General features: G+C 59.0%; 17 protein-coding genes. 5 read left to right on the forward strand and 12 right to left on the reverse strand.

The features are described from left to right. Positions 1-3 precede the first annotated feature (3 nt). Entirely contained in the window at positions 4-717 is a 714-nt protein-coding gene (fadR, locus tag AB5Y53_RS06980) for a fatty acid metabolism transcriptional regulator FadR (protein ID WP_010674906.1), read from the forward strand. Positions 718-776: 59 nt separating this feature from the next. On the opposite strand, the gene AB5Y53_RS06985 is transcribed toward fadR, so the two are convergent. The 4 genes from AB5Y53_RS06985 to AB5Y53_RS07000 form a co-directional block, all read right to left on the reverse strand. Further along, positions 777-2,297 carry a SpoVR family protein gene (locus tag AB5Y53_RS06985; RefSeq protein WP_042016549.1) on the reverse strand — a complete coding sequence of 507 codons (1,521 nt, stop codon included), beginning with the start codon at positions 2,295-2,297 and terminating at the stop codon, positions 777-779. Positions 2,298-2,307: 10 nt separating this feature from the next. Continuing rightward, entirely contained in the window at positions 2,308-3,579 is a 1,272-nt protein-coding gene (locus AB5Y53_RS06990; protein WP_323908094.1) for a YeaH/YhbH family protein, read from the reverse strand. A 24-nt stretch (positions 3,580-3,603) separates the two neighbouring features. Then, positions 3,604-5,526 (reverse strand): PrkA family serine protein kinase, encoded by a 1,923-nt coding sequence (locus tag AB5Y53_RS06995; protein ID WP_010674903.1) that lies wholly within the window; start codon positions 5,524-5,526, stop codon positions 3,604-3,606. A 572-nt stretch (positions 5,527-6,098) separates the two neighbouring features. Beyond that, complete coding sequence (locus AB5Y53_RS07000) at positions 6,099-8,021, reverse strand: ATP-dependent DNA helicase RecQ (RefSeq protein WP_368181460.1); 1,923 nt, start codon at positions 8,019-8,021, stop codon at positions 6,099-6,101. A 332-nt stretch (positions 8,022-8,353) separates the two neighbouring features. On the opposite strand from AB5Y53_RS07000, the gene sstT reads away from it, so the two are divergent. Next, the gene (sstT, locus tag AB5Y53_RS07005; protein WP_368181461.1) at positions 8,354-9,604 is read left to right on the forward strand and encodes a serine/threonine transporter SstT; all 1,251 of its coding nucleotides are present in this window, start codon (positions 8,354-8,356) and stop codon (positions 9,602-9,604) included. A 737-nt stretch (positions 9,605-10,341) separates the two neighbouring features. Here sstT and AB5Y53_RS07010 read toward each other — a convergent pair. The 3 genes from AB5Y53_RS07010 to pabB form a co-directional block, all read right to left on the reverse strand. Further along, positions 10,342-11,640 (reverse strand): serine/threonine transporter, encoded by a 1,299-nt coding sequence (locus AB5Y53_RS07010; RefSeq protein ID WP_029314600.1) that lies wholly within the window; start codon positions 11,638-11,640, stop codon positions 10,342-10,344. A 228-nt stretch (positions 11,641-11,868) separates the two neighbouring features. Next, positions 11,869-12,435: a CoA pyrophosphatase gene (locus tag AB5Y53_RS07015; RefSeq protein ID WP_161469939.1), complete on the reverse strand. Its 567-nt coding sequence runs from the start codon at positions 12,433-12,435 to the stop codon at positions 11,869-11,871. 43 nt (positions 12,436-12,478) lie between these two features. Further along, positions 12,479-13,849 (reverse strand): aminodeoxychorismate synthase component I, encoded by a 1,371-nt coding sequence (gene pabB, locus AB5Y53_RS07020; protein WP_368181462.1) that lies wholly within the window; start codon positions 13,847-13,849, stop codon positions 12,479-12,481. Positions 13,850-14,059: 210 nt separating this feature from the next. Here pabB and AB5Y53_RS07025 point away from each other — a divergent pair, with 210 nt between their 5' ends. After that, positions 14,060-15,583, forward strand: a complete 1,524-nt coding sequence (locus AB5Y53_RS07025) for a fumarate hydratase (RefSeq protein ID WP_039040872.1) — start codon at positions 14,060-14,062, stop codon at positions 15,581-15,583. A 31-nt stretch (positions 15,584-15,614) separates the two neighbouring features. On the opposite strand, the gene AB5Y53_RS07030 is transcribed toward AB5Y53_RS07025, so the two are convergent. Both AB5Y53_RS07030 and AB5Y53_RS07035 read right to left on the reverse strand, forming a co-directional pair. Beyond that, entirely contained in the window at positions 15,615-15,881 is a 267-nt protein-coding gene (locus tag AB5Y53_RS07030) for a hypothetical protein (protein WP_368181464.1), read from the reverse strand. A 73-nt stretch (positions 15,882-15,954) separates the two neighbouring features. Continuing rightward, positions 15,955-16,434: a cell division inhibitor gene (locus tag AB5Y53_RS07035; RefSeq protein ID WP_113978767.1), complete on the reverse strand. Its 480-nt coding sequence runs from the start codon at positions 16,432-16,434 to the stop codon at positions 15,955-15,957. A gap of 235 nt (positions 16,435-16,669) precedes the next feature. On the opposite strand from AB5Y53_RS07035, the gene AB5Y53_RS07040 reads away from it, so the two are divergent. Continuing rightward, the gene (locus AB5Y53_RS07040; protein ID WP_005323525.1) at positions 16,670-16,867 is read left to right on the forward strand and encodes a DUF4250 domain-containing protein; all 198 of its coding nucleotides are present in this window, start codon (positions 16,670-16,672) and stop codon (positions 16,865-16,867) included. 393 nt (positions 16,868-17,260) lie between these two features. Next, on the forward strand, positions 17,261-19,735 hold the full coding sequence (locus tag AB5Y53_RS07045; protein ID WP_045524561.1) for a glycogen/starch/alpha-glucan phosphorylase: 2,475 nt from the start codon (positions 17,261-17,263) through the stop codon (positions 19,733-19,735). 64 nt (positions 19,736-19,799) lie between these two features. Here AB5Y53_RS07045 and AB5Y53_RS07050 read toward each other — a convergent pair whose 3' ends face one another. From AB5Y53_RS07050 to trxC, 3 genes are all read right to left on the reverse strand, one after another. Continuing rightward, on the reverse strand, positions 19,800-20,366 hold the full coding sequence (locus AB5Y53_RS07050; protein WP_368181466.1) for a cytochrome b/b6 domain-containing protein: 567 nt from the start codon (positions 20,364-20,366) through the stop codon (positions 19,800-19,802). 201 nt (positions 20,367-20,567) lie between these two features. Continuing rightward, complete coding sequence (locus AB5Y53_RS07055; RefSeq protein WP_045524563.1) at positions 20,568-21,956, reverse strand: DASS family sodium-coupled anion symporter; 1,389 nt, start codon at positions 21,954-21,956, stop codon at positions 20,568-20,570. A 154-nt stretch (positions 21,957-22,110) separates the two neighbouring features. Then, complete coding sequence (trxC, locus tag AB5Y53_RS07060; RefSeq protein ID WP_368181467.1) at positions 22,111-22,551, reverse strand: thioredoxin TrxC; 441 nt, start codon at positions 22,549-22,551, stop codon at positions 22,111-22,113. Positions 22,552-22,703: the final 152 nt, after the last annotated feature.

A 22,703-nucleotide genomic window follows, 5' to 3' on the forward strand; every position in this document is an offset into this window, starting at 1 on the left:
TACATGGTCATTAAAGCGCAAAGCCCTGCCGGGTTTGCCGAGGAATACATCATCGAGTCCATCTGGAACAATCGCTTTCCTCCTGGATCCATTCTGCCGGCGGAGCGCGAGCTGTCCGAATTGATCGGCGTGACTCGCACTACCTTGCGTGAAGTGTTGCAGCGCCTTGCCCGTGATGGCTGGCTCACCATCCAGCATGGCAAACCGACCAAGGTCAACAATTTCTGGGAAACCTCCGGTCTCAACATCCTGGAGACCCTGGCGCGTCTCGATCAGGACAAGGTGCCGGATCTGGTGGCACAGCTGCTCTCCGCCCGGACCAACATCTGCACCATCTTCATCCGTGGCGCCATTCGCAACAACCCGGAACAGGCCGCCGAGATCTTGCGGGGTGCCGATGATGTGGAGAACACGGCCGAGGCCTATGCGGACTTCGACTACCGTTTGCATCACCAGCTTTCGTTTGCCTCGGGCAACCCCATCTATGCCTTGATCCTCAATGGTTTCAAGGGCTTGTACAGCCGGGTTGGCCGCTACTACTTCTCGGACAAGCAGGCGCGCGAAACCGCAGATGCCTACTACAAGACGCTGCGCAAGCTGGCCGAAACCAAGGATCACGAAGCCGTGTTCATGACGGTACGCCAGTACGGCATCGAGTCTGGCAAGCTTTGGACCCGTCTGCGTCAGGACATGCCAAGCAACCTGTGTGACAACTGATTGCCCTGATCCAAGAAAAACGCGCCTGATGGCGCGTTTTTTTATGCCCGGCACTGACGTCAGGTCATGCTCTTGCGGTCCGGACAACGGCCGATGATATCTGCGGATAGCTCGCCATTGTCCTGCTCCAGCACCACATCGAAGCCCCACAGCTGATGCAAATGCTTGAGCACCTCGTGACGTGACTCGCCAAGGGGGATGCGGTTGTGGGGAACATAGCGCAGGGTCAGGGAGCGATCGCCTTTCACTGCCACGTTGTAGACCTGAATGTTGGGCTCCAGGTTGCTCAGGTTGTATTGAGCGGACAGGGTGCTACGCACCAGCCGGTAGCCCTCTTCATTGTGAATGGCGGACACCTTGAGGTAGTTCTTCAGATCGTCGTCATCGATGGCAAAGAGCTTCATGTCGCGCATCACCTTGGGACTGAGGAACTGGCTGATGAAGCTTTCGTCCTTGAAGTTCTGCATGGCGAAATGCAATGTCTCGACCCAGTTGGTGCCAGCGTAATCGGGGAACCAGTATCTGTCCTCCTCGGTCGGGTGTTCGCAGATGCGACGCAGGTCGGTGAACATGGCAAAGCCAAGGGCGTAGGGGTTGATCCCCGAGTAATACCGGCTGTTGTAGGGGGGCTGATAGACCACGTTGGTGTGGCTGTGCAGCACCTCCAGCATGAAGCGATCGCTGATTTTTCCCTCGTCATAGAGGTGGTTGAGAATGGTGTAGTGCCAGAAGGTGGCCCAGCCCTCGTTCATCACCTGCGTCTGCTTCTGCGGGTAGAAGTACTGACTGATCTTGCGCACGATACGCACTACCTCGCGCTGCCAGGGCTCGAGCAGGGGGGCATTCTTTTCGATGAAATAGAGGATGTTCTCCTGAGGCTCGGCAGGATAGCGCCTGTCTTCCACCCCGGCTATCTTGTGCTGCTTGGGCAGGGTACGCCACAGCTCGTTGACCTGGGTTTGCAGATAATCTTCCCGTGCCTTCTGGCGTCGCTTCTCCTCGGCCAGAGAGATCTTCTGGGGCCGCTTGTAACGATCCACCCCGAAGTTCATCAGGGCATGGCAGGAGTCGAGCAGTTTCTCCACCGCATCGATGCCGTGTTTTTCCTCGCACTCGGTGATGTAGTTCTTGGCAAACAACAGGTAGTCGATGATGGAGGAGGCATCTGTCCAGGCCTTGAACAGATAGTTGTTCTTGAAGAAGGAGTTGTGACCATAGCAGGCGTGGGCCATGACTAGCGCCTGCATCGGCATGGTGTTCTCTTCCATCAGATAGGCGATGCAGGGGTCCGAGTTGATGACGATCTCGTAGGCCAGTCCCATCTGGCCGCGCTTGTAGTTGCGCTCGGTGTGGATGAAGCGCTTGCCGAATGACCAGTGTTGATAACCGATGGGCATGCCGACACTGGAGTAGGCATCCATCATCTGCTCTGCGGTGATCACCTCGATCTGGTTGGGGTAGGTGTCCAGCTTGTAGAAGCGGGCGACCCGTGCGATCTCTTGGTGATATGTCTCCAGCAGATCGAAGTTCCAGTCAGGCCCGTCATCCAGTGGCGCTATCTTTCTTGCGGTTTCTACCATATGTGAACCCTCAAGCCGCTTGCTTCTTGAACAATTCCCGGAACACCGGATAGATGTCCTCGACCTTGCGAATGTGCTCCATGGCGAAGTGGGTGTATTGCTCTGCCACCGCCTCATATTCGTGCCACAGGGTCTGGTGGGCGCGGGTAGTGATCTCGATGTAGGAGTAGTAGCGCACCCTTGGCATGATGTCCCGCGCCAGGATCTCCCTGCACTGCGGTGAGTCATCGGCCCAGTTGTCACCGTCCGATGCCTGCGCCGCGTAGATGTTCCACTGGTTGGCGGGATAACGTTCGTTGATGATGTCGTTCATCATCTTGAGCGCACTGGAGACGATGGTGCCGCCGGTCTCCTGGGAGTAGAAGAACTCGTGCTCGTCCACCTCCTTGGCCTGGGTGTGGTGGCGGATGTAGACCACCTCGACATTCTTGTAAGTCCGGCTCAGGAATAGATAAAGCAGGATATAGAAACGCTTGGCCATCTCCTTGGTAGCCTGATCCATGGAACCGGAGACGTCCATCAGGCAGAACATTACCGCCTGGCTCGAGGGGACGGGCCGTTTGACAAAGTTGTTGAATTTGAGGTCGAAGGTGTCGATAAAGGGGACCGCATCGATCCGCCGTTTCAGCTCCCTGATCTCTTTTTCAAGTTGCGCCATTTCGGCGAAATGGTCGTTGGGCTCGCAAGCCAGCTGGGCCAGGCGCTCCTCCAGTTCACGCAACTGACGTTTCTTGCCTGCCTGCAGCGCCATGCGCCGCGCCAGCGAATTTTGCAGGGAGCGCACCACGTTGATGTTGGCAGGCACCCCGTTGGAGGTGTAGCCGGCCCGGTAGGTCTTCATCTCCATCAGCTGGTTGAGCTGGGTCTTTTGCAGCCGCGGCAGTTCCAGATCCTCGAACAGCAAGTCCAGGTACTCGTCCTTGGAGATCTGGAAGACGAAATCATCGACGCCCTCTCCTTGATCCGAGGCCTGGCCCTCGCCACTCCCCTGGCCGCCGCCACCCCCTTTGGGCCGGTCAATCTTGTCACCAGATACGAACTGGTCGTTGCCCGGATGCACCATCTCCCGTTTGCCGCCATGACCCTGATGAAAATGGGGTTCCCCGATGTCCTTGGTCGGGATGCTGATGCTCTCACCCTTGTCCACGTCCTGAATGCTGCGCTTGGAGACAGCATCCGAGACCGCTTGTTTTATCTGCTTCTTGTAGCGGCGGATGAAGCGCTGCCGATTGACAGCGCTTTTGTTTTTGCCGTTGAGCCTGCGGTCGATAAAATGCGCCATAACTCCCCCTTGAACACGGCAGGGTCAGGATGACTTGCGTACCCTGAGATACCATTCGGAGAGCAGTCGCACCTGTTTGCGGGTGTAGCCTTTCTCCATCATCCGTTCGACAAAGTTATCGTGCTTCTTCTGCTCCTCGGCCGAGGTTTTGCTGTTGAAGGAGATAACCGGCAGCAGCTCTTCCGTGTTGGAGAACATCTTTTTCTCGATCACGGTGCGCAGCTTCTCGTAACTGGTCCAGTTGGGGTTACGGCCTGCATTGTTGGCCCGGGCACGCAGCACGAAGTTGACGATTTCGTTACGGAAATCTTTCGGGTTGCTGATCCCGGCAGGTTTTTCAATTTTCTCCAGCTCGCTGTTGAGAGACGCTCTGTCAAACAGCTGGCCGGTTTCGGGGTCACGATACTCCTGATCCTGGATCCAGAAGTCGGCGTAGGTGACGTAGCGATCGAAGATGTTCTGACCGTACTCTGAATACGACTCGAGGTAGGCGGTCTGGATCTCCTTGCCGATGAACTCGACGTAGCGCGGAGTCAGGTAACCCTTGATGAACTCCAGATAGCGATCGTGCAGCTCTTGCGGGAACTGCTCGCGCTCTATCTGCTGCTCCAGCACGTAGAAGAGGTGCACCGGGTTGGCAGCCACTTCCGCGTGGTCGAAGTTGAAGACGCGGGAGAGGATCTTGAACGCGAAGCGGGTGGAGAGGCCGTTCATGCCCTCGTCGACACCGGCATAGTCGCGATACTCCTGGTAGCTCTTCGCCTTGGGATCCGTGTCCTTGAGACTCTCGCCGTCATAGACCCGCATCTTGGAATAGAGGCTGGAGTTTTCCGGCTCTTTGAGTCGCGACAGCACCGAGAACTGACCCAGCAGCTCCAGAGTACCCGGTGCGCATTTGGCCTCGGTCAGCTCGCTGTTGAACAGCAGTTTTTCATAGATCTTCACCTCTTCCGAGACGCGCAGGCAGTAGGGCACCTTGACGATGTAAACCCGGTCTAGGAAGGCTTCGTTGTTCTTGTTGTTGCGGAACTGCTGCCACTCGGATTCGTTGGAGTGGGCCAGCAGGATGCCGTCGAAGGGGAGGGCGGAGAGCCCCTCGGTACCGTTGTAGTTCCCCTCTTGCGTCGCCGTCAGCAGCGGGTGCAGCACCTTGATGGGCGCCTTGAACATCTCGACGAACTCCATCATCCCCTGGTTTGCCTTGCACAGCGCACCGGAGTAGGAGTAGGCATCGGCATCATCCTGGGCGAAGTGTTCCAGCATGCGGATATCGACCTTGCCGACCAGGGAGGAGATGTCCTGGTTGTTGTCGTCCCCCGGTTCGGTCTTGGCGATGGCGATCTGATCGAGGATGGAGGGGTTTACCTTCTCCACCTTGAACTTGGTGATGTCGCCGCCAAACTCGTGAAGGCGCTTGGCGACCCAGGGAGACATGATGGGGCGCAGATAACGGCGAGGGATGCCGTACTCCTTCTCGAGGATTTCGCCATCTTCGTCGATGTCAAACAGGCAGAAGGGGTGATCGTTCACCGGTGAGCCCTTGATGCGATAGATGGGCACTTTTTGCATCAGGGATTTGAGTTTCTCTGCCAGCGAGGATTTACCGCCGCCAACCGGTCCGAGCAGATAGAGGATCTGTTTCTTCTCTTCCAGACCCTGAGCGGAATGTTTGAGATAGGAGACAATCTGTTCGATGGCCTCTTCCATGCCATAGAAGTCTTTGAAAGCGGGATAACGCGCGACGACGCGGTTGGAAAAGAGACGGCTGAGACGTGGATTGGTCGAGGTGTCGATCATTTCCGGCTCGCCGATGGCGGTCAGCAGACGTTCGGCGGCAGAGGCGTAGCAGGATTTGTCCTGTTTGCACATATCCAGAAACTCCTGGATGCTGTACTCCTCCTCTCTGGCCTTCTCATACCGCTGTTGATAGTGCTCGAAGATGCCCATAACTTAGCCCTCGTTATAGTCGCTTGCCCTGAAAAAGAGTGGATCACTACTTTTGTTCTGTTTACCTCTTAAGCCTAGTCAACAGCCCCCAGTAATCCATCGCCATCATTGGTTTAAGTTTGTGCGGGAGCTTCCCGATCCTCGTGCGGGAAGAAGCAGTAAGTGACATACCTATGTTACTGACTGTTAAATTATTTTTGCCACGACAGTGATGCAAATGTCAAAGACATAAAAAATAAATCTTTGTGTGCCAGAGGGAGAAAATGGTGACGCTCTGTTTTGTCAGGGGGCGGTGCCAGCAAGGGCAAGGGCGGCAGGGAATAGAGGGTGAAAAGGCGTGTCGCTTACGTCAACGTAATGCTATTTGTTTGGTGTTTTTGCTCTAATTTTTACATTGACGCTACATTCTGGCTGCTCTAGATTGGCCCTGTGTCGAGCAGTCATCGCTTTAGCAAGAGAGTGGGTGATTGTGCAGATACTAAGCTCTGTTTAAGCACGTTTCCGTTGGCTTGACCCTCGCATCCGCGAGGGTCTTATTTTTTCAGCGCCTGAACGGCGCCAAACCTGCAAGCTCAGGATTCGGCGGGATAGAGGGCTGACACCGCCGCCAGCACCTCGGCGAAGGGATGGTTCGCCAACTGGCCAAAACCGGCCAGATCCCTGGCCTTGATACGGGTCGTCAGCGGGGTGGCGATGCCACACAGGAAACGGGTCAGGATCCTGGGATGGCGCTGATGGCAGAGGGCGATCAGCGGATCGCACCAGGCGCGCAAACCGTGCTCGTTGGGCAAGCCCGGTGATGCAAGCGGCGGCAACACGGCGATCTCTCCCCGGCAGACGGAACAGTGCCCGCACCGCTCGGGGGCCGCGTCGTCGGCAAAATAGCGGGCAAGCTCATGGCTGAGGCAGGTGGTCGAGGTGAAAAAGGCCAGCAGCGCCTGAAGGCGGGCCAGTTCGCTCTGCTCTTTCTTTTCAAACAATCCATGCAGCTCTTCGGCCAGGGTCGCGGTATCGATTTGCTGGCTCAGCACCCGATAGACCTCGGTCATCTGCTTGCTTTCAAGTTCGATCCAACCCTGCTGCTGCAGGTAGTCCAGCGCCGTCGCGGCGCGCTGGCGTTCCCCCTGGTATCCCTGCCACAGCGCTTCGAAGTCCATGGTGCACCAGGTGCGAGCCTGGGGGGCGCAGGCAAAGACCTGCTCCAGGAACAGGCGGCGTTCGGAATTGAAACGAGCGAGGATCGCCTGTTTTTCCAGTACGAACCTGAAACGGTACTCGGCAAAGTAGCTGTAGGCCGGTGCAATGACCCCTGCCATCTCCAGATAGACCAGCAGGGTCTTGAGGGGCAGTTGGCGAATGTTGGTCTCGTTGGAGAGGCGCAGCAGGCTGAATTCCCACTCGGTGCCGCTCTGGCGCACGATATCGAGCAAGTGCGCGATGGCGTCCCTGTCCGGCGTATCCCCATAGACGAAGTTTTCCAGTACCGGCAACTGGGCGCAGCTCGCCAGCACGGTGCAGCGGGAGGGAAGCCCGTCACGTCCGGCGCGACCTATCTCCTGGCTGTAGTTCTCGATGGATTTGGGCAGGTCGTAGTGAATGACCCGGCGAATGTCGGCCTTGTCGATGCCCATGCCAAAGGCGATGGTGGCCACGATGCAGTCGAGTCTGCCAGCCATGAAGTCGTGCTGGATCTGGCTGCGCAGGGCGGGATCGAGCCCCGCATGGTAGGCGCATGCCCGGATGCCGCTGGCCTGTAACTGCGCGGCGCACTGTTCTGCGCTGTGTTGCAGAGTCACGTAGACGATGGTGGGGGCGGCCGGATCCCGGTGCAGCTCCTCGCGCAGCCAGGTATCGCGGGCACTGCCGGCCAGCGGGAGGACGGCCAGATCCAGATTGGGTCTGTAGAAACCGGTGACCACCAGATCGTCCCGGTCGATGGCAAATTTTGCCTGCATGTCCGCCATGACGGCCGGGGTGGCGGTGGCGGTCAGCAACAGCACCTGGGGAATGGCCAGTTCACGGCGATGATCCGGCAGCTTGAGGTAGTCGGGGCGAAAGTTGTGGCCCCACTCCGAGATGCAGTGGGCCTCGTCCACTACCAGCAGGGACAGGGGGATGTGGGCGATGAAGCGGCGAAAGCGCTCATTTTTGAGGCGCTCCACCGAGATCATCAGGATCTTGAGCTGGCCATCGCTGGCCTGCTGCATCACGCGCCGGCTCTCTTCCGCTGTCTGGCTGGAGTCCAGGGTGGCGGCGGCGATCCCCTTGCTGCGCAAAAAGGCGAGCTGATCGTGCATCAGGGCCAGCAGGGGAGAGATGACCAGGGTCAGGTGGGGCAGTGCGAGGGCGGGCAATTGATAACAGAGGGATTTCCCCGCGCCAGTCGGGAAGATGGCTGCGGCGCTCTTGCCAGCCAGCAGACGACTGATCACCGCTTCCTGCCCGGGCCGCAAGCGATCAAAGCCGAAGTGTCGGGTCAATAAAGAGGTGATCATGGCAAGGCTCCCTGAAAAAGGGCGTCATCATATCACTTCTGGCCCAGTGGTGGCCGATGATCGGACTGGTTTGGTGACATTTTGACCGTGGTTGATATTGTGTTATCACATTGTTGTAGATTTTTTGTGAGGTAACCCTGATATTTTTCAGTGATTATGTGGAAAAAAACCATGGCAGATGGGATATTCCTGTCCGCAACCCCACGCGAACGGGACAGATCCACCAGAAGAGCTGCCCACGGCGTCACCGTCAACCGACCGGTGCCAATGCGCGGGGCTGGTTGCCAACAGGACTAATGATTCACGCACCATGAGTGCACAGGGACTACTTGATGACACAACAACACCCCCTCATTCGACTGGTCAACAGCACCAGTCTTGTAAGCCAGATCCTGGTCGGTCTGGTATTCGGTATCCTTCTTGCGATGTTCATGCCCGAGTGGGCCAAGACGGCGGGTCTGCTCGGCAGTCTGTTCGTCGGCGCCCTGAAGGCCGTGGCGCCGCTGCTGGTCTTCGTGCTGGTGATGTCGGCGATCATCGGCCACAAGCACGGCCAGAAGACCAACATGAAACCGATCCTGCTGCTCTATGTGCTGGGTACCTTCCTGGCGGCTGCCGTGGCAGTGGTGGCGAGCTTCCTCTTCCCCTCCAACCTGCATCTGGTGGCAGGCGCTACCGAGATCACGCCGCCGGGGGGCATCACGGAAGTGCTGCAGACCCTGCTGTTCAACGTGGTGACCAACCCGGTGAAAGCACTGCTGGAAGCCAACTATATCGGCATCCTGGCCTGGGCCATCGGCCTTGGTATCGCCATGCGTCACGCCAATGAGAGCACCAAATCACTGATTTCCGATGTGTCTCACGGGGTTTCCGCCATCGTCAAGGCCGTGATCCGTTGCGCTCCGCTCGGCATCCTGGGCCTGGTTGCCTCCACCCTGGCTGAAACCGGCTTCGATGCGCTGTTTGGCTATGCCCAACTGCTGGTGGTACTGATCGGCTGCATGCTGTTCATCGCCTTCGTGGTCAATCCGCTCATCGTCTTCTGGAAGATCAAGCGCAACCCCTATCCCCTGGTGCTGACCTGCCTGAAAGAGAGCGGTGTGACCGCCTTCTTCACCCGCAGCTCCGCCGCCAACATTCCGGTCAACATGGCCCTGGCCGAGAGGCTGCGCCTGCCGGAAGACACCTATGCGGTCTCCATCCCGCTGGGGGCCACCATCAACATGGCTGGCGCCGCCATCACCATTACCGTGCTCACCATGGCGGCGGTGCATACCCTGGGGATGGAAGTGGACATGGCGACCGCCATTCTGCTCTCCGTCGTCGCCACCATCAGTGCCTGTGGCGCTTCCGGTGTGGCGGGCGGCTCCCTGCTGCTGATCCCGCTGGCGTGCAGCCTGTTCGGTATCAGCAACGACATCGCCATGCAGGTGGTGGCCGTTGGCTTCATCATCGGGGTGTTGCAGGATTCCGCCGAGACGGCCCTCAACAGCTCCACCGACGTGCTGTTCACTGCGGCCGCCTGCATGGCCGAGGATGAGAGCCTGCTGGATGCCGCCCCGGTCCCCAGCCGCGAAGCCTGATCCCCTCAGACGTTCCGCTCTGCACAGGCGCCCTCTTCGGAGGGCGCTTTTTATTTGCGCGCGCGTCAGGCGCCCTGCACCTTCTCGCCGTGTCATGGCACTGACAGTGCTCGGATCCCCCTGTGTGATTTCCCGGGAGGGGCCGTTGGCCGCCTTCGTGTTCTCGCCACCGCCAACAAGCTATTCCCTGTACCCGCGTGCCCGGCGCTGCATTCAGCCGGGCATATCGGGCTGTTTGTGCTGTCAGCATGGCGGCTTGTGGCATCCCCTCTGGTGACCGAAGGGGTCATCTGTTCTTCGGTCGCTGCACGAGAATCCCGGTCAAGGCCCTCTCGGCGGTTTGCCTGCGCCCTGTGGCCGGTACTTTCCCTGAGTGCTTTGAGGGAAGGCCCATTGGGTGGGGATGTCGGCTCTCTGGGCTAAATCCCGAAGAGCGGGCGTCCTGGCAAGGACAAGGGCTCTGGTGTCCTGCCTGGCAAGGCAGATGAAGGGCGACAGATGATGGGATAACGCAGCACGCCTTGGTCGTGTGTCATGGGCGAAGGAATATGAGCGGCAAGCTGCCACCAAGGGGAAAGAGAGTGGGTGAAAGGGCTGTCTCTGATTTGAGGGCAGGGGGCTCTGATCATCTGAGTCCAGTACCTGATGATCATAACGAACACAGCCCGGCAGAGGAGATCTGCCGGGCTGTGGGAGGCGCCGGGCCAGATGCTGGCCCGACGGTATCGCAGGAAGGCTTAGCCGACCAGTTGATAAAGGATGGCGGAGATGGCGATAAGGCCCATGGTCGCCACGAAGACGTTGCTGATCTGGCCCTGGTATTTCGCCATGGCCGGAACGCGCTTGATGGCGTACATGGGCATGAGGAACAGGATGGTGGCGATGATGGGGCCACCCAGGGATTCGATCATCCCGAGGATGGAGGGGTTGATCACGGCAACGCCCCACAGGGTCAGGATGAAGAAGGCGATGATGAACAGCTCCACCTTCTTGTGGTTCGGTGCCTTGCCGGAGCTGCGCATGTTCTGGACGATCATCCCTTTCAGACCTTCACGGGCACCCAGATAGTGGCCGAAGAAGGAGGAGACGATGGCCACGAAGGCAACCAGCGGACCGAAGTAGGAGATGATGGGGCTCGCATGCTGGTTGGCCAGGTAGGAGAGCACGGCGATGTTCTGGGACTTGGCTTCTGCCAGCTGGGCCGGCGTCAGGCTCATCACGCAGGAGAAGACGAAGAACATCACGAAGCCCAGCAGAATGATGGCGGTGCGCTTGAGGATGGCGTCGGACTTGGCGACGGCATGCTCACCGTGATCACGGCGCTGAGCCAGGGCGAAGCTGGAGATGGCCGGGCTGTGGTTGAAGGAGAAGACCAGCACCGGGATGGTCAGCCACAGTGTGGTGGCGAAGTCCTTGGTGCTCGGCATTTCATTCAGGGCCGCACCGGTCCAGTCCGGGATCAGGTACAGGGAGATGCCCGCCAGAATGGCGATGAGCGGATAGACCAGGAACTCGGTCACTTTCAGCATCAGCTTCTCGCCAGCCAGCATCACGGACATCATGGCCATGATGAGCACGATGGAGAGGATCCAGCGCGGGGGCGGCGTCATCTGCAACTGGTTGACCAGGAAGCTTTCCACCGTGTTGGTGATGCCCACACCGTAGATCAGCACGATGGGGTAGATGGCGAAGAAGTAGAGCAGGGTGATCAATTTACCGGCACCCACGCCGAAGTGCTCTTCCACCACCTGGGTGATGTCGGCATTGGGTTGCTTGGAGGAAAGCACGAAGCGCGCCAGACCACGGTGTGCCAGGTAAGTCATGGGGCCGACCAGCAGCGCCATCACCACCAGCGGCCAGAAGCCACCCATACCGGCGTTGATGGGCAGGAACAGGATGCCTGCACCGACGGCGGTACCGAACAGGCTGATCACCCAGGTGGTGTCTTGTTTACTCCAACCGCGAGATTGGACCGAGCTGATTCCTTGCTCCTGTGCGGCTGCAACATCCTGTGCGCCAGTGACAGTATTGGACATGTGTCTCACCCCGAATGTGTGGTTTTAATTAGTCGGCGCAAGAATACTTTCTTTTTAATCAAAAATGTTGATCAAATTCACCTTTGTGCGGCCGAAACCCGTACTTTCTTGTGGAAATGTGATCAAAAGAATAAAAAATCAAAATTTATTTATCAAATGCAGTGTTATTTGAATGTTAACTGGATAATTTCCCACCTCATCATGTTATCGAGATGTTATTTCGAGATGTTATTTCGAGATGTGCTGGGCAAGCTGGCGGATCATGCTGGCAGTGGCTCCCCAGATGAAAGATTGCTCCCAAGGGATCCAATAGATGGTGTGACGTCCGTCCGCCCTTGGCAGGCTCAGGGCTATGTGCTGCCCCGGATCCAGCACGTGGGCGAGGGGGACTTCGAAGGCCTGGGCCACCTCGTCCTGGCTCAGGGTCAGCCCGTAGCCTGGGTCGAGCATGGCGAGGACCGGCAGCACATCGTAGCGCGAGACGGTATTGAGAGGGGTGAGGCTGCCGATGATTCGGATCTGGGAGGGGGGAATGCCAAGCTCCTCCTCGGTTTCCCTGAGCGCGGTGTGAATGAGGTCCCGGTCTTCCGGGTCCTGACGCCCGCCGGGAAAGCTGATCTGCCCCGGGTGGTGGCGCAGGGCGGCGCTGCGGCGCGTCAGCAGCAGATGCAGGCCCTCGGGGCGCTCCACCAGGGGGATCAACACGGCGGCAGGTTTGAGCCCGGCCAGTGCCAGGCGATGGGCGGGGGCGGGGCGCTGCAGCAAAAAGCGGGTCAGCAGCTCGGCACTCGTCATCTCCATGGGTCTCCTTGTGTCGGCCCCGCAGGGCCGGATGGGATCAAAGGGTATCGAGCAATGGCAGGATGCGGGCCACCTTGTCGTAGGTTTCCTGATATTCGGCGTCGGGATCGGAGTCGGCGATGATGCCGCCCCCCGCCCAGCAGTGCAGCTGGCCGGCTTCGGCGATCAGGGTACGGATACAGATGCTGGTATCCATCCTTCCGTGCTGACTCAGATAACCGATGCTGCCGCAGTAGGCATTGCGCCGCACCGGCTCCAGCTCCTCGATGATCTCCATCGCCCGGATCTTGGGAGCCCCTGTGATGGAGCCGCCGGGGAAGCAGGCCCGCAGCAGATCCACTTCTTGCCAGCGCGCATCCAGCTCTCCGTGAATGGTGGAGACCAGGTGATGCACCGCCGGGAAGGATTCCACGGCAAAGAGATGCGGCACAGTGACCGATCCCGGCCGGCTCACCCGGCCGATGTCGTTGCGCAGCAGATCGACGATCATCAGGTTCTCCGATCTGTCCTTGTCGGCGTTGGCGAGTGACTCGGCCACCCTGGCATCCTGGGCGGGATCCGGGTGGCGAGGCCGGGTGCCCTTGATGGGCTTGGTCTCGATATGGCGCTTGTCGAGCAGCAGGAAACGCTCCGGGGAGAGGCTCAGAATGGCGCTTTGCGGCAGGCGGACAAAGGCGGAGAACGGCGCCTTGTTGGCGGCGCTCAGGGCGAGATAGGCGGACCATTCATCCCCCTGATAAGGGGCGCTGAAGCGCTGGGTCAGGTTGATCTGGTAACAATCCCCCGCCGCCAGATAGGCCTGGATACGGGCAAACTTGTCCCCGTATTCGGCCCGCGTCATGTTGCTCTGCCAGGGGCCGGTCAGGCGAAGGGGGAGGGTGGTTCGTTCGCGCTGCGCCATCAGCCAGTCGAGCCTGCGGGCGAGGCCGGCTTCATCACCCCAGTGGGCCAGTTGCCAGTGTCCCGTCGCGACATTTCGCAGCAGCGCCCAGTCGTAGATCCCGACCGCCATGTCGGGCACCTGGATGTCCTGTTGCGCCACTGCGGGCAGACGCTCGAATCGTCGGCCCAGATCGTAGCCAAAGAGTCCCAGGGCTCCCCCGATGAACGGCAATCCCGAGTCATCCTCAACGCGCTCCCCAAGCAGGGCTCGCTGGGTCTTGGCGAGCAGGGCGAGGGGATCGCTGTCATGATGGTGCTGGTGGTTATCCCGGGTGAGGCAGGTGCTGGTACCCCGGGTTTCCAGGGTGGCAAGCGGATCGGCGCTGATGATGTCAAAACCGTTGTCAGCCCCCAGGGGGCCGGCGGATTCCAGCAGGATGGCCCAGGGTTGGTGTTGCAGGCAGGCAAACCAGGTGTGGAGCGAGGCCTGCGGGTCGAAATGGTGGATATGCAGTCTTGGTTTCATTTTTTGTTACATAGGCAACAGTTTGCGCCCGGCTCCCTAGCCGGTTCGGGTGGTCAAGCGTATCATGGCCGCCGGCATTTTTAAGAAAAACACCGTTATAAAAACACGCCGCAGTCTGCCGGCTCCAGGTGCATTTGCCACCTGCCGAAGGCCCGGCTCATATGGAAGCCCTTGCTCGCGCAAGCGATAACAAGGACCAGTGAGGATGATATGAGCATCATTAGAAAACAGGACTTTATCGATTCCATTGCTGACGCCCTGCAGTACATCTCCTTCTACCACCCCCTCGATTTCGTGCAGGCCGCCAAGGCCGCCTATGACCGCGAGATCAACCCGGCCGCCAAGGATGCCCTGGCCCAGATCCTGATCAACTCCCGCATGTCTGCCGAAGGTCATCGCCCGCTCTGTCAGGATACCGGTATCGTCACCTGCTTCGTCAAGATCGGCATGCAGGTACAGTGGGACAGCGACATGACGGTCCAGGAGATGGTGGATGAGGGCACCCGCCGCGCCTATACCAATCCGGACAACCCGCTGCGCGCCTCCGTGCTGGCGGATCCGGCCGGCAGCCGCAAGAACACCAAAGACAATGCCCCCGCTGTCGTGCACATCGACATGATCCCCGGCGACAAGGTGGAAGTGAGTATCGCGGCCAAGGGGGGCGGCTCCGAAAACAAATCGAAGATGGTGATGCTCAACCCCTCCGACGATATCGTGGAGTGGGTGCTCAAGACGGTGCCGACCATGGGGGCTGGCTGGTGCCCGCCCGGCATGCTCGGCATCGGCATCGGCGGCACCGCCGAGAAGGCGGCGGTGCTCGCCAAGGAAGCCCTGATGGAGCACATCGACATCCAGGAGCTGATTGCCCGTGGTCCCGAGACCACCGAAGAGAAGCTGAGGGTCGAGCTCTATGACAAGGTCAACAAGCTCGGGATCGGTGCCCAGGGGCTGGGCGGCCTGACCACGGTGCTGGATGTGAAGGTGAAATCCGCACCGACCCACGCCGCCTCCAAGCCCGTGGTGATGATCCCCAACTGCGCCGCCACCCGTCACGTGCATTTCGAACTCGATGGCTCCGGCCCGGCGGAGCTGACACCCCCCAGGCTGGAAGACTGGCCGGAGATCACCCGTGAGTCCGGTGGCAATGTGCGCCGGGTCAACGTGGATGGCATCACCAAGGCAGAGCTTGCCAGCTGGAAGAGCGGTGATACCGTGCTGCTCTCCGGCAAGATCCTGACCGGCCGCGACGCCGCCCACAAGCGCATCGCCGACATGCTGAAAAAAGGTGAAGGACTGCCCGAAGGGGTCGATTTCACCAACCGCTTCATCTATTACGTGGGCCCGGTCGATGCGGTACGTGACGAGGTGGTCGGCCCGGCTGGCCCCACCACGTCCACCCGGATGGACAAATTCACCGACATGATGCTGGGAGAAACCGGCCTTATCGGCATGATCGGCAAGTCCGAGCGCGGCCCCAAGACGGTCGAGAGCATCAAGCAGCACCAGGCTGTCTACCTGATGGCGGTGGGCGGCGCCGCCTATCTGGTGGCGAAAGCCATCAAGAAGGCGCGCGTGGTGGCCTTTGCCGATCTGGGGATGGAGGCCATCTACGAGTTCGAGGTGGAAGACATGCCGGTCACCGTGGCGGTCGACTCCCAGGGCAACAACATCCACGAGACCGGCCCGGCCTACTGGTCCGCCAAGATTGCCGAGCTGGAGACCAAGCTGGCTTGATCAATCGGACTTCGATGCAAACGGAGAGCGATTAGCCCCCGTACAGCAGCATGTTGAAAGGCGACCTTCGGGTCGCCTTTTTTTGCGGGCCCCATTTGACGGTCTGGGCCTGAGCAAATTTACTGCTGCTGTGCTGCTGTGCTGCTGTGCTGCTGTGCTGCTGTGCTGCTGTGCTGCTGTGCTGCTGTGCTGCTGTGCTGCTGTGCTGCTGTGCTGCTGTGCTGCTGTGCTGCTGTGCTGCTGTGCTGCTGTGCTGCTGTGCTGCTGTGCTGCTGTGCTGCTTTGTCTTTGTCGCCATGGCATCCCGGGTCGGAAGCCTGGATAACCCGGTGGGCAATGCCGGCGCATTGGCTGTCACGCCGAAGGGGCGATCAGTGGTTCAGGTAGACATCCTGGCCGCCGTAACTCAGTGCCCCACCCAGAGGGGTTGAGGGCTCGAAGAAGCGGGTCAGGACACCGGCACGCTGGCCCAGGGTGTTCAATGTGCTCCGGTCCAGGGCGACCTGTTCGGGCAGCCAGGTCAGCACGGCGGCACAGTGACCATTGATCAGGCTCTGCTCCAGCAGGCGCTGCCAATTCTTGATCTTGGGGGCGTGCACGACAAGCACCCTGGCAGGATTGATCCCTCTGGCCTGCAATTGCGCGGCGGCGGGCAGGCCTGGCGGGGCGACGAGCAGGATCCAGCCACTGTCGGACTGACTCAGTTGCCCCAGGGCATCCAGCAGCGGCGCTTCCTGATGGAGAGGGCCGCGCCGCTGCTCTTGTCCCATCTTGCTCTGATGGCGAGTGGGCCAGGTGGTGATCAGACCGGCAGAGGAGGAGGGGGGGCAAAGATTCAGGGGCTGGCTCATATGTCGTTCCTGTATGAATAACCATGCTGTATGTGTATACAGTAGTTCTGTTCGCAAGGAGTGACAAGTGATTTGTGGCTAAAAGTGTGAGCCGATTAACAGGGGATGATTTTAACTACATGATTAAAAAGGGTATTTATATCTTCCTTATACAGGGTGTTTTTTTAACCTGTAGACAAACTTCGGGTCGGCGCTCATGGTTATACAGTCCTGTATAGGGAGAGGAGGGAGCGAGATGGACGTCAGTACCTTGCAACGACTGGATGCGAACATTCTGCTCGGGATCATCAACGAGAAGCTGCGGCTGGAGTGTGATGGTCTGGAAGAGCTGCTGGCTTACTACGACATGACAGAAGATCAGCTGGCTACCCGTCTGCAACAGATCGGGTATCACTACGACCCCATGAGCAATCAGTTCAAGGCACATGGTTAATTGAAATCAAAGGGTGCTCCGATTGGGGCATCCTTTTTATTACCTGACGAGGAGGTGTGAATTGAAAACGCTTTCAATTTCGCCCTAGTCGGCGGTTATTTTCACGTATTTTCAGTCACAGGCAATCATTGAAAACCTATTCATGAAACTATCTTTTTTGTTTTCTTGTATCACTATGATTTAAAACGAAATTTATATTTCATTCAGGCTGGCTCAAGGAAAGGGTTTTCATGGTGAAACTGTCATTTTTATGCGTTAAAGTGTGACTCACGTTAACTTTTAAACCCTTGGCTTTAGCTAGTATGCCCCCGCCGGAGCATATTCTGAGATAACAACAGCGCCGGTCCCCCCGATGGGATGACATTTTTTATTTGTAACGAAGGAAAATGGTTTATGGCTACCAAGAAGAAGACAGACCAGGATCTCCAACTGGATAAAGATCAGCTCAAGGCGAGTATCGTGCGTCACCTGCGTTCTACCTTGGGTACAAGCGAACAGAAAGCCTCTCCGGATGCCTGGTGGAAAGCGACCGCTGCCGCCGTCAATGAACAGGTGTACGAGCGCCTGACCCGTACTCAGCAGACTCACTTCAAGAAAGATACTCGTGCGATTCACTATCTCTCTGCTGAATTTTTGATGGGGCGTTTGACCTCCAACAACCTGCACAACCTCTCCCTCTACAAAGTCTGTGAAGAGGCGCTGGGTGAACTCGGTCTGGAACTGACCGATCTTTGCGAACAAGAGCCTGACATGGCCCTTGGCAACGGTGGCCTGGGTCGTCTGGCTGCCTGCTTCATCGATTCCCTGGCCACCCTGAACTACCCGGCGGTGGGCTATGGCATCCACTACGAGCACGGCCTGTTCCGTCAGGAAATTCAGGATGGTCGCCAGATCGAGCGTCCGGACTCCTGGCGCGAATATGGCAACCCCTGGGAGATCTGCCGCCCGGAATCGGTGCAGGAGATTCCGCTCTACGGCTACGTGGAGACCGTCTTTGGTGACAAGGGTGGCCTGAAGAAGGTGTGGCACGCCGGTCGCAAGATCAAAGGGGTGCCCTGGGACATTCCGGTGGTCGGCTTCGGTGGTCACACCGTCAACATCCTGCGTCTGTGGGAATCCCGTGCCTCCGAGTTCTTCGACTGGGACGTGTTCAACGCTGGTGGTTATATCGACTCCCAGGCCGAGAAGGCCCAGGCCGAGACCATCTCCAAGGTGCTCTACCCGAACGATGAGACCGACGCCGGCAAGGAGCTGCGCCTGATCCAGCAGTACTTCTTCTGCGCCTGCTCCATCAAGGACATCATGCGTCGCTACAAGCGGGTGCATGGCAGTGACTTCAGCAACTTTGCCGCGCAAATCGCCATTCAGCTCAACGATACCCACCCCACCGTGGCCATCCCCGAGCTGATGCGCGTGCTGGTGGATGAAGAGGGGCTGAACTGGGATACCGCCTGGGGCATCTGCTATCAGGTCTTCTCCTACACCAACCACACCCTGCTGCCGGAAGCGCTGGAGAAGTGGTCCGTCAGCCTGTTCGAGAAGGTACTGCCCCGTCACCTCGAGATCATTTATGAAATCAACGCCCGCTTCCTGAACGAGCTGGTGGAGCCCAAGTGGCCGGGCAACGATGCCATCAAGGCCAAGCTTTCCATCATCGAAGAGGGTGACGTGCGCAAGGTGCGCATGGGCAACCTGTGCGTCATCGGCTCCTCCAAGGTGAACGGTGTGGCCGAGATCCACTCCAAGCTGGTGAAGGAAGATCTCTTCCCCGAGTATGCCGAGCTGTGGCCCGAGAAGATGTGCAACGTCACCAACGGCGTGACTCCCCGTCGCTGGCTGCTGGCCTGCAACCCGGAACTGGCCGAACTCTACAACGAGGTGGTGGGCAAGGAGTGGCCGCTGCAACTCGACAAGCTGCGCAGCGTGGTGAAGTTTGCCGACGACAAGGCGTTCCAGCAGCAGTTCATGACCATCAAGCGCCACAACAAGGAGAAGCTGGTCAAGGTCATCAAGGCGGAAACCGGCATCGACGTGAGCGCGGAGGCGATCTTCGACGTCCAGATCAAGCGTCTGCACGAGTACAAGCGCCAGCAACTGAACCTCATCCACATCATGGCGCTCTACCGTCGCCTGCTGGCGAACCCGGACTATGACATGCATCCGCGGGTGTTCATCTTCGGCTCCAAGGCGGCGCCCGGCTACAAGCTGGCCAAGGACATCATCTACGCCATCAACAAGCTGGCGGAGCGGGTGAACAACGACGCCCGTATCCAGGGCAAGCTGAAAGTGGTGTTCATGCCGAACTACCGCGTGAGCCTTGCCGAGAAGCTGATCCCGGCGGCGGATGTCTCCGAGCAGATCTCCACCGCAGGTTACGAAGCATCCGGTACCGGCAACATGAAGATGGCGCTGAACGGTGCCATCACCATCGGGACGCTGGATGGAGCCAACATCGAGATCGCCGAAGAGGCAGGTGCCGAGAACTGCGCCATCTTCGGTCTGAATGTGGACGAGGTGAAGTCCCTGAAGGCGCGCGGCTACAACCCGTATGACTTCTACTACGCCAACTCCGAACTGAAAGCCGTGCTGGACTGGTTTGATACCGACTACTTCACGCCGGGTCGTCCGGGTGAGCTGGCCTCCATCAAGCGCTCCTTGCTGGAAGGGGGAGACCCTTACCTGACCCTGGCCGATTTCGAGTCCTACTCCGAGGCGCACAAGCTGATCGATGCCTGGTACCGGGATCCGGCCCTGTGGGCGAAGAAAGCCATCATCAACTCGGCCACCATGGGCAAGTTCAACTCCGACCGCTCCATCCAGGATTACGTAGACCGTATCTGGAAACTGACGAGCTGCAGCGTCGGCTGATGTCTGCTCCTGTGAAAAACCCCGCGATGCGGGGTTTTTTTTCATCTGTCGGGCTGAGGGAGGCTCAGGGCCTGTTGACCACTCGGGTGTCTGCCGGCACCCGTTTCTTGCCGGTGATCATCGCCCTGACGAGATCGCCCCGTACCAGGCGATCCAGGGCGATGACGGCCAGTACATGGACGAAGATGGTCACCTGCAGCCCCTTGGCAAAGAACTCGTGGATCTCTTCCATGCGATGGGTGCCGGAGAGCGGCCCGTATTCGGTCATGATCCCGCTGGCGGCGGTGCCGACAAGGCAGGTCAACAGCAGCAGTATCATCAAGGACCCCAAAGGATTGTGACCGGCATAGTAGGGGTGGCGTCCCTTGATCGTCTCCTTGAGATAGGTGATGACGCCGGCCGGTGTCGGCAGCCACTGGGCGAAGCGGGCATGATAGGAGCCGATGAATCCCCATACGATGCGCAGTGCCAGCAGTCCGGCCAGCGCATATCCCGCATAGCGGTGGTTGCGCGCCCCCTCTTCAAGGATGAAGAGATTCAGCACGCACAACAGCACAGTGGCCCAGTGAAATCCCCTGACCACCGGATCCCATACCTTGATTTCACGGTTGTTCTGCATCGTCTTACCCATGAGGTGATCCCCTTGTCGTGATGTTCATGATCATCGCCATCGTCAGCCATGGCTGCGTGATGGCCGTTGTCAGCATCATGGAGGCGATTTCTTAAGTGCAAGTTAATGTCGCCGTGATGTCGCGGGTAGGGAGTGCGGTGGCTTCGGGGCGAGAAAAAGCCCCGGCGATGCGGGGCTTGGAGGGGCATTAGGGGGCGAACCTCAGTGGAGGATATCCCCCATGAAATAGGCAAGCATGGTCAGGATGACGGTGAACACCAGGTTCAGTACCAGGCCGGCCCGCATCATCTCCCGCTGCTGGATATGGCCGCTGGCGAAGACGATGGCGTTGGGGGGCGTGGCCACCGGCAGCATGAAGGCACAGGAGGCGCCGACGGCGATCAGCACGGAGACCACGATGGGGGAGACCCCCAGTGCCTCGGCCACCCCGGCGAACAGCGGCACCAGCAGCGCGGCGGTGGCGGTGTTGGAGACCAGCTCGGTCAGGAACACCACGAAGGCGGCCAGGCAGAGCAGGATCACGAAGATGGGCATGGAGGAGAGGCCGCTGGAGAGGTGCTCCGCCAGGAAGGCGTTGGCCCCGGTCTGCTTGAGGATGGCGCTCAAGGTGAGACCACCCCCGAACAGCAGCAGCACGCCCCAGTCGGTGTTCTGGTTGATGTCATCCCAGCTGGCGACGCGGCTGATGGCGATGGCCAGGATGGCGCCCATGGCGATCAGGGTATCGAACTGGGGAATGCCGCCCAGCGCCTTGGCAAGAGGCTGGGATCCAATCCACAGCAGCACCGTGGTCAGGAAGATGGCCAGGGTCACTTTGCGCTGACCTGTCCACTCGATGGTGACCTGCTCGGTGCTGACCTGGTGGGAGAGATTGGGACGGGTCACCCAGTAGAGCAGGCCGATGCCCACCGGCATGAAGATGATCACCACGGGGATGCCGAACTCCAGCCAGTCGGTGAAGCCCAAGCCCATCTGGGCGGCGGCGATGGCATTGGGGGGGCTGCCCACCAGTGTGCCGATGCCACCGATGCTGGCGCTATAGGCGACGCCAAGCAGCACGAAGACCAGGGTGCGGCGCTCCTTGTGAACGTCCAGCCCTTTCAGCATGCCGAGGGCCAGCGGCATCATCATGGCCGCGGTTGCAGTGTTGCTGATCCACATGGAGAGGGCGGCCGTGATGGTGAAGAGCACGATGGAAGCCCAGCCCAGGTGTCCCTTGGCGAGCTGCATCACCTTGCCGGCGATCTGGGTGTCGAGTCCCTGCTTGGAGAGGGCTGCAGCGAGGGCAAAGCCGCCAAAGAAGAGGAACAGGACGGGGTTGGCAAAGTCGGTCAGCGACTTGCTCATGTCGAACACCCCGAGCAGGGTGGCGAGCACCGGGATGGAGATGGCAGTGATGGTGATGTTCACCGCCTCGGTCAGCCAGAGGATGGCGATGAAGATCAGGATGGCCAGCCCCTTGTTGACCATGGGGTCAAACGGGAGCCATGCCAGCATGGCGCAGAGCAGGAGCAGATCCAGGATGACGATCCCGGACTTGATGTCCAGCCAGCGTGAGGGGGGAGTCGGAGGTACAGCCGATGTGTGCATAACGTTCTCTCGGTTAATTTATGGTTGTTGTTGTGATGCCGAGGTTACATATATCCCCCTGTTTGAAACAGGGGGATATGGTCAAATCATGTGGCGACTCACAGAGTCAAGTGAAAATGGATCTTCAATCAAACAGAAATGAAACATTTCATTTTCATTTGACGGGGGAGGTGAAGGAGAGCAGCCACTCCTTGAACAGGCTCTTGGGCAGGGCGCCGCTGCGCTGTGCCAGGATCTCCCCCCGCTGGAAGACCATCAGGGTAGGAATGCTGCGAATGCCATAGCGACCTGCGATGGCGGCCTCCTGCTCGGTATCGAGTTTCACGAAGCGAAGGCGGGGCTCAAGCTCCCGGGCGACCTCCTGAAAGACGGGGGCAAACTGCAGGCAGGGGCCACACCAGCTTGCCCAAAAGTCCACCACCACCGGGATGTCGGACTGGATCAGGGCATCGAAGCTGGCCTGACGCCCCGCCACCGGGCTTTGTTCGAAGAGGGGGTGACGGCATCGGCCGCACTTCGCGTTTGAGTCTGCTTTTTCGACAGGCAGGCGGTTGCGGGTAAAGCATTGGCTACAATAGGTGGTGACAAGTGACATAATTGCTTCCTTATTTCATGGCCCGGCAACATCTTTATTGCAATCAGAGCGCCGACTAACGGTAACATAGCACTCAGTGGTTTTTCACAGTTGGCCTCCGGCCGTGACCTGATGTCACCGGATGGCCGACCATGACATGAGAATCGAGACGG

Origin of the sequence: Aeromonas sp. R7-5, from assembly GCF_040908015.1 — a bacterium.
Taxonomy (GTDB): Bacteria; Pseudomonadota; Gammaproteobacteria; order Enterobacterales; family Aeromonadaceae; genus Aeromonas; species Aeromonas caviae.

Excerpts from the sequence above, each read along its gene's own strand:
- fadR (WP_010674906.1), top strand. The coding sequence starts at position 4 with ATGGTCATTAAAGCGCAAAGCCCTGCCGGGTTTGCCGAGGAATACATC.
- AB5Y53_RS06985 (WP_042016549.1), bottom strand. The coding sequence starts at position 2,297 with ATGGTAGAAACCGCAAGAAAGATAGCGCCACTGGATGACGGGCCTGAC.
- AB5Y53_RS06990 (WP_323908094.1), bottom strand. The coding sequence starts at position 3,579 with ATGGCGCATTTTATCGACCGCAGGCTCAACGGCAAAAACAAAAGCGCT.
- AB5Y53_RS06995 (WP_010674903.1), bottom strand. The coding sequence starts at position 5,526 with ATGGGCATCTTCGAGCACTATCAACAGCGGTATGAGAAGGCCAGAGAG.
- AB5Y53_RS07000 (WP_368181460.1), bottom strand. The coding sequence starts at position 8,021 with ATGATCACCTCTTTATTGACCCGACACTTCGGCTTTGATCGCTTGCGG.
- sstT (WP_368181461.1), top strand. The coding sequence starts at position 8,354 with ATGACACAACAACACCCCCTCATTCGACTGGTCAACAGCACCAGTCTT.
- AB5Y53_RS07010 (WP_029314600.1), bottom strand. The coding sequence starts at position 11,640 with ATGTCCAATACTGTCACTGGCGCACAGGATGTTGCAGCCGCACAGGAG.
- AB5Y53_RS07015 (WP_161469939.1), bottom strand. The coding sequence starts at position 12,435 with ATGACGAGTGCCGAGCTGCTGACCCGCTTTTTGCTGCAGCGCCCCGCC.
- pabB (WP_368181462.1), bottom strand. The coding sequence starts at position 13,849 with ATGAAACCAAGACTGCATATCCACCATTTCGACCCGCAGGCCTCGCTC.
- AB5Y53_RS07025 (WP_039040872.1), top strand. The coding sequence starts at position 14,060 with ATGAGCATCATTAGAAAACAGGACTTTATCGATTCCATTGCTGACGCC.
- AB5Y53_RS07030 (WP_368181464.1), bottom strand. The coding sequence starts at position 15,881 with ATGGCGACAAAGACAAAGCAGCACAGCAGCACAGCAGCACAGCAGCAC.
- AB5Y53_RS07035 (WP_113978767.1), bottom strand. The coding sequence starts at position 16,434 with ATGAGCCAGCCCCTGAATCTTTGCCCCCCCTCCTCCTCTGCCGGTCTG.
- AB5Y53_RS07040 (WP_005323525.1), top strand. The coding sequence starts at position 16,670 with ATGGACGTCAGTACCTTGCAACGACTGGATGCGAACATTCTGCTCGGG.
- AB5Y53_RS07045 (WP_045524561.1), top strand. The coding sequence starts at position 17,261 with ATGGCTACCAAGAAGAAGACAGACCAGGATCTCCAACTGGATAAAGAT.
- AB5Y53_RS07050 (WP_368181466.1), bottom strand. The coding sequence starts at position 20,366 with ATGGGTAAGACGATGCAGAACAACCGTGAAATCAAGGTATGGGATCCG.
- AB5Y53_RS07055 (WP_045524563.1), bottom strand. The coding sequence starts at position 21,956 with ATGCACACATCGGCTGTACCTCCGACTCCCCCCTCACGCTGGCTGGAC.
- trxC (WP_368181467.1), bottom strand. The coding sequence starts at position 22,551 with ATGTCACTTGTCACCACCTATTGTAGCCAATGCTTTACCCGCAACCGC.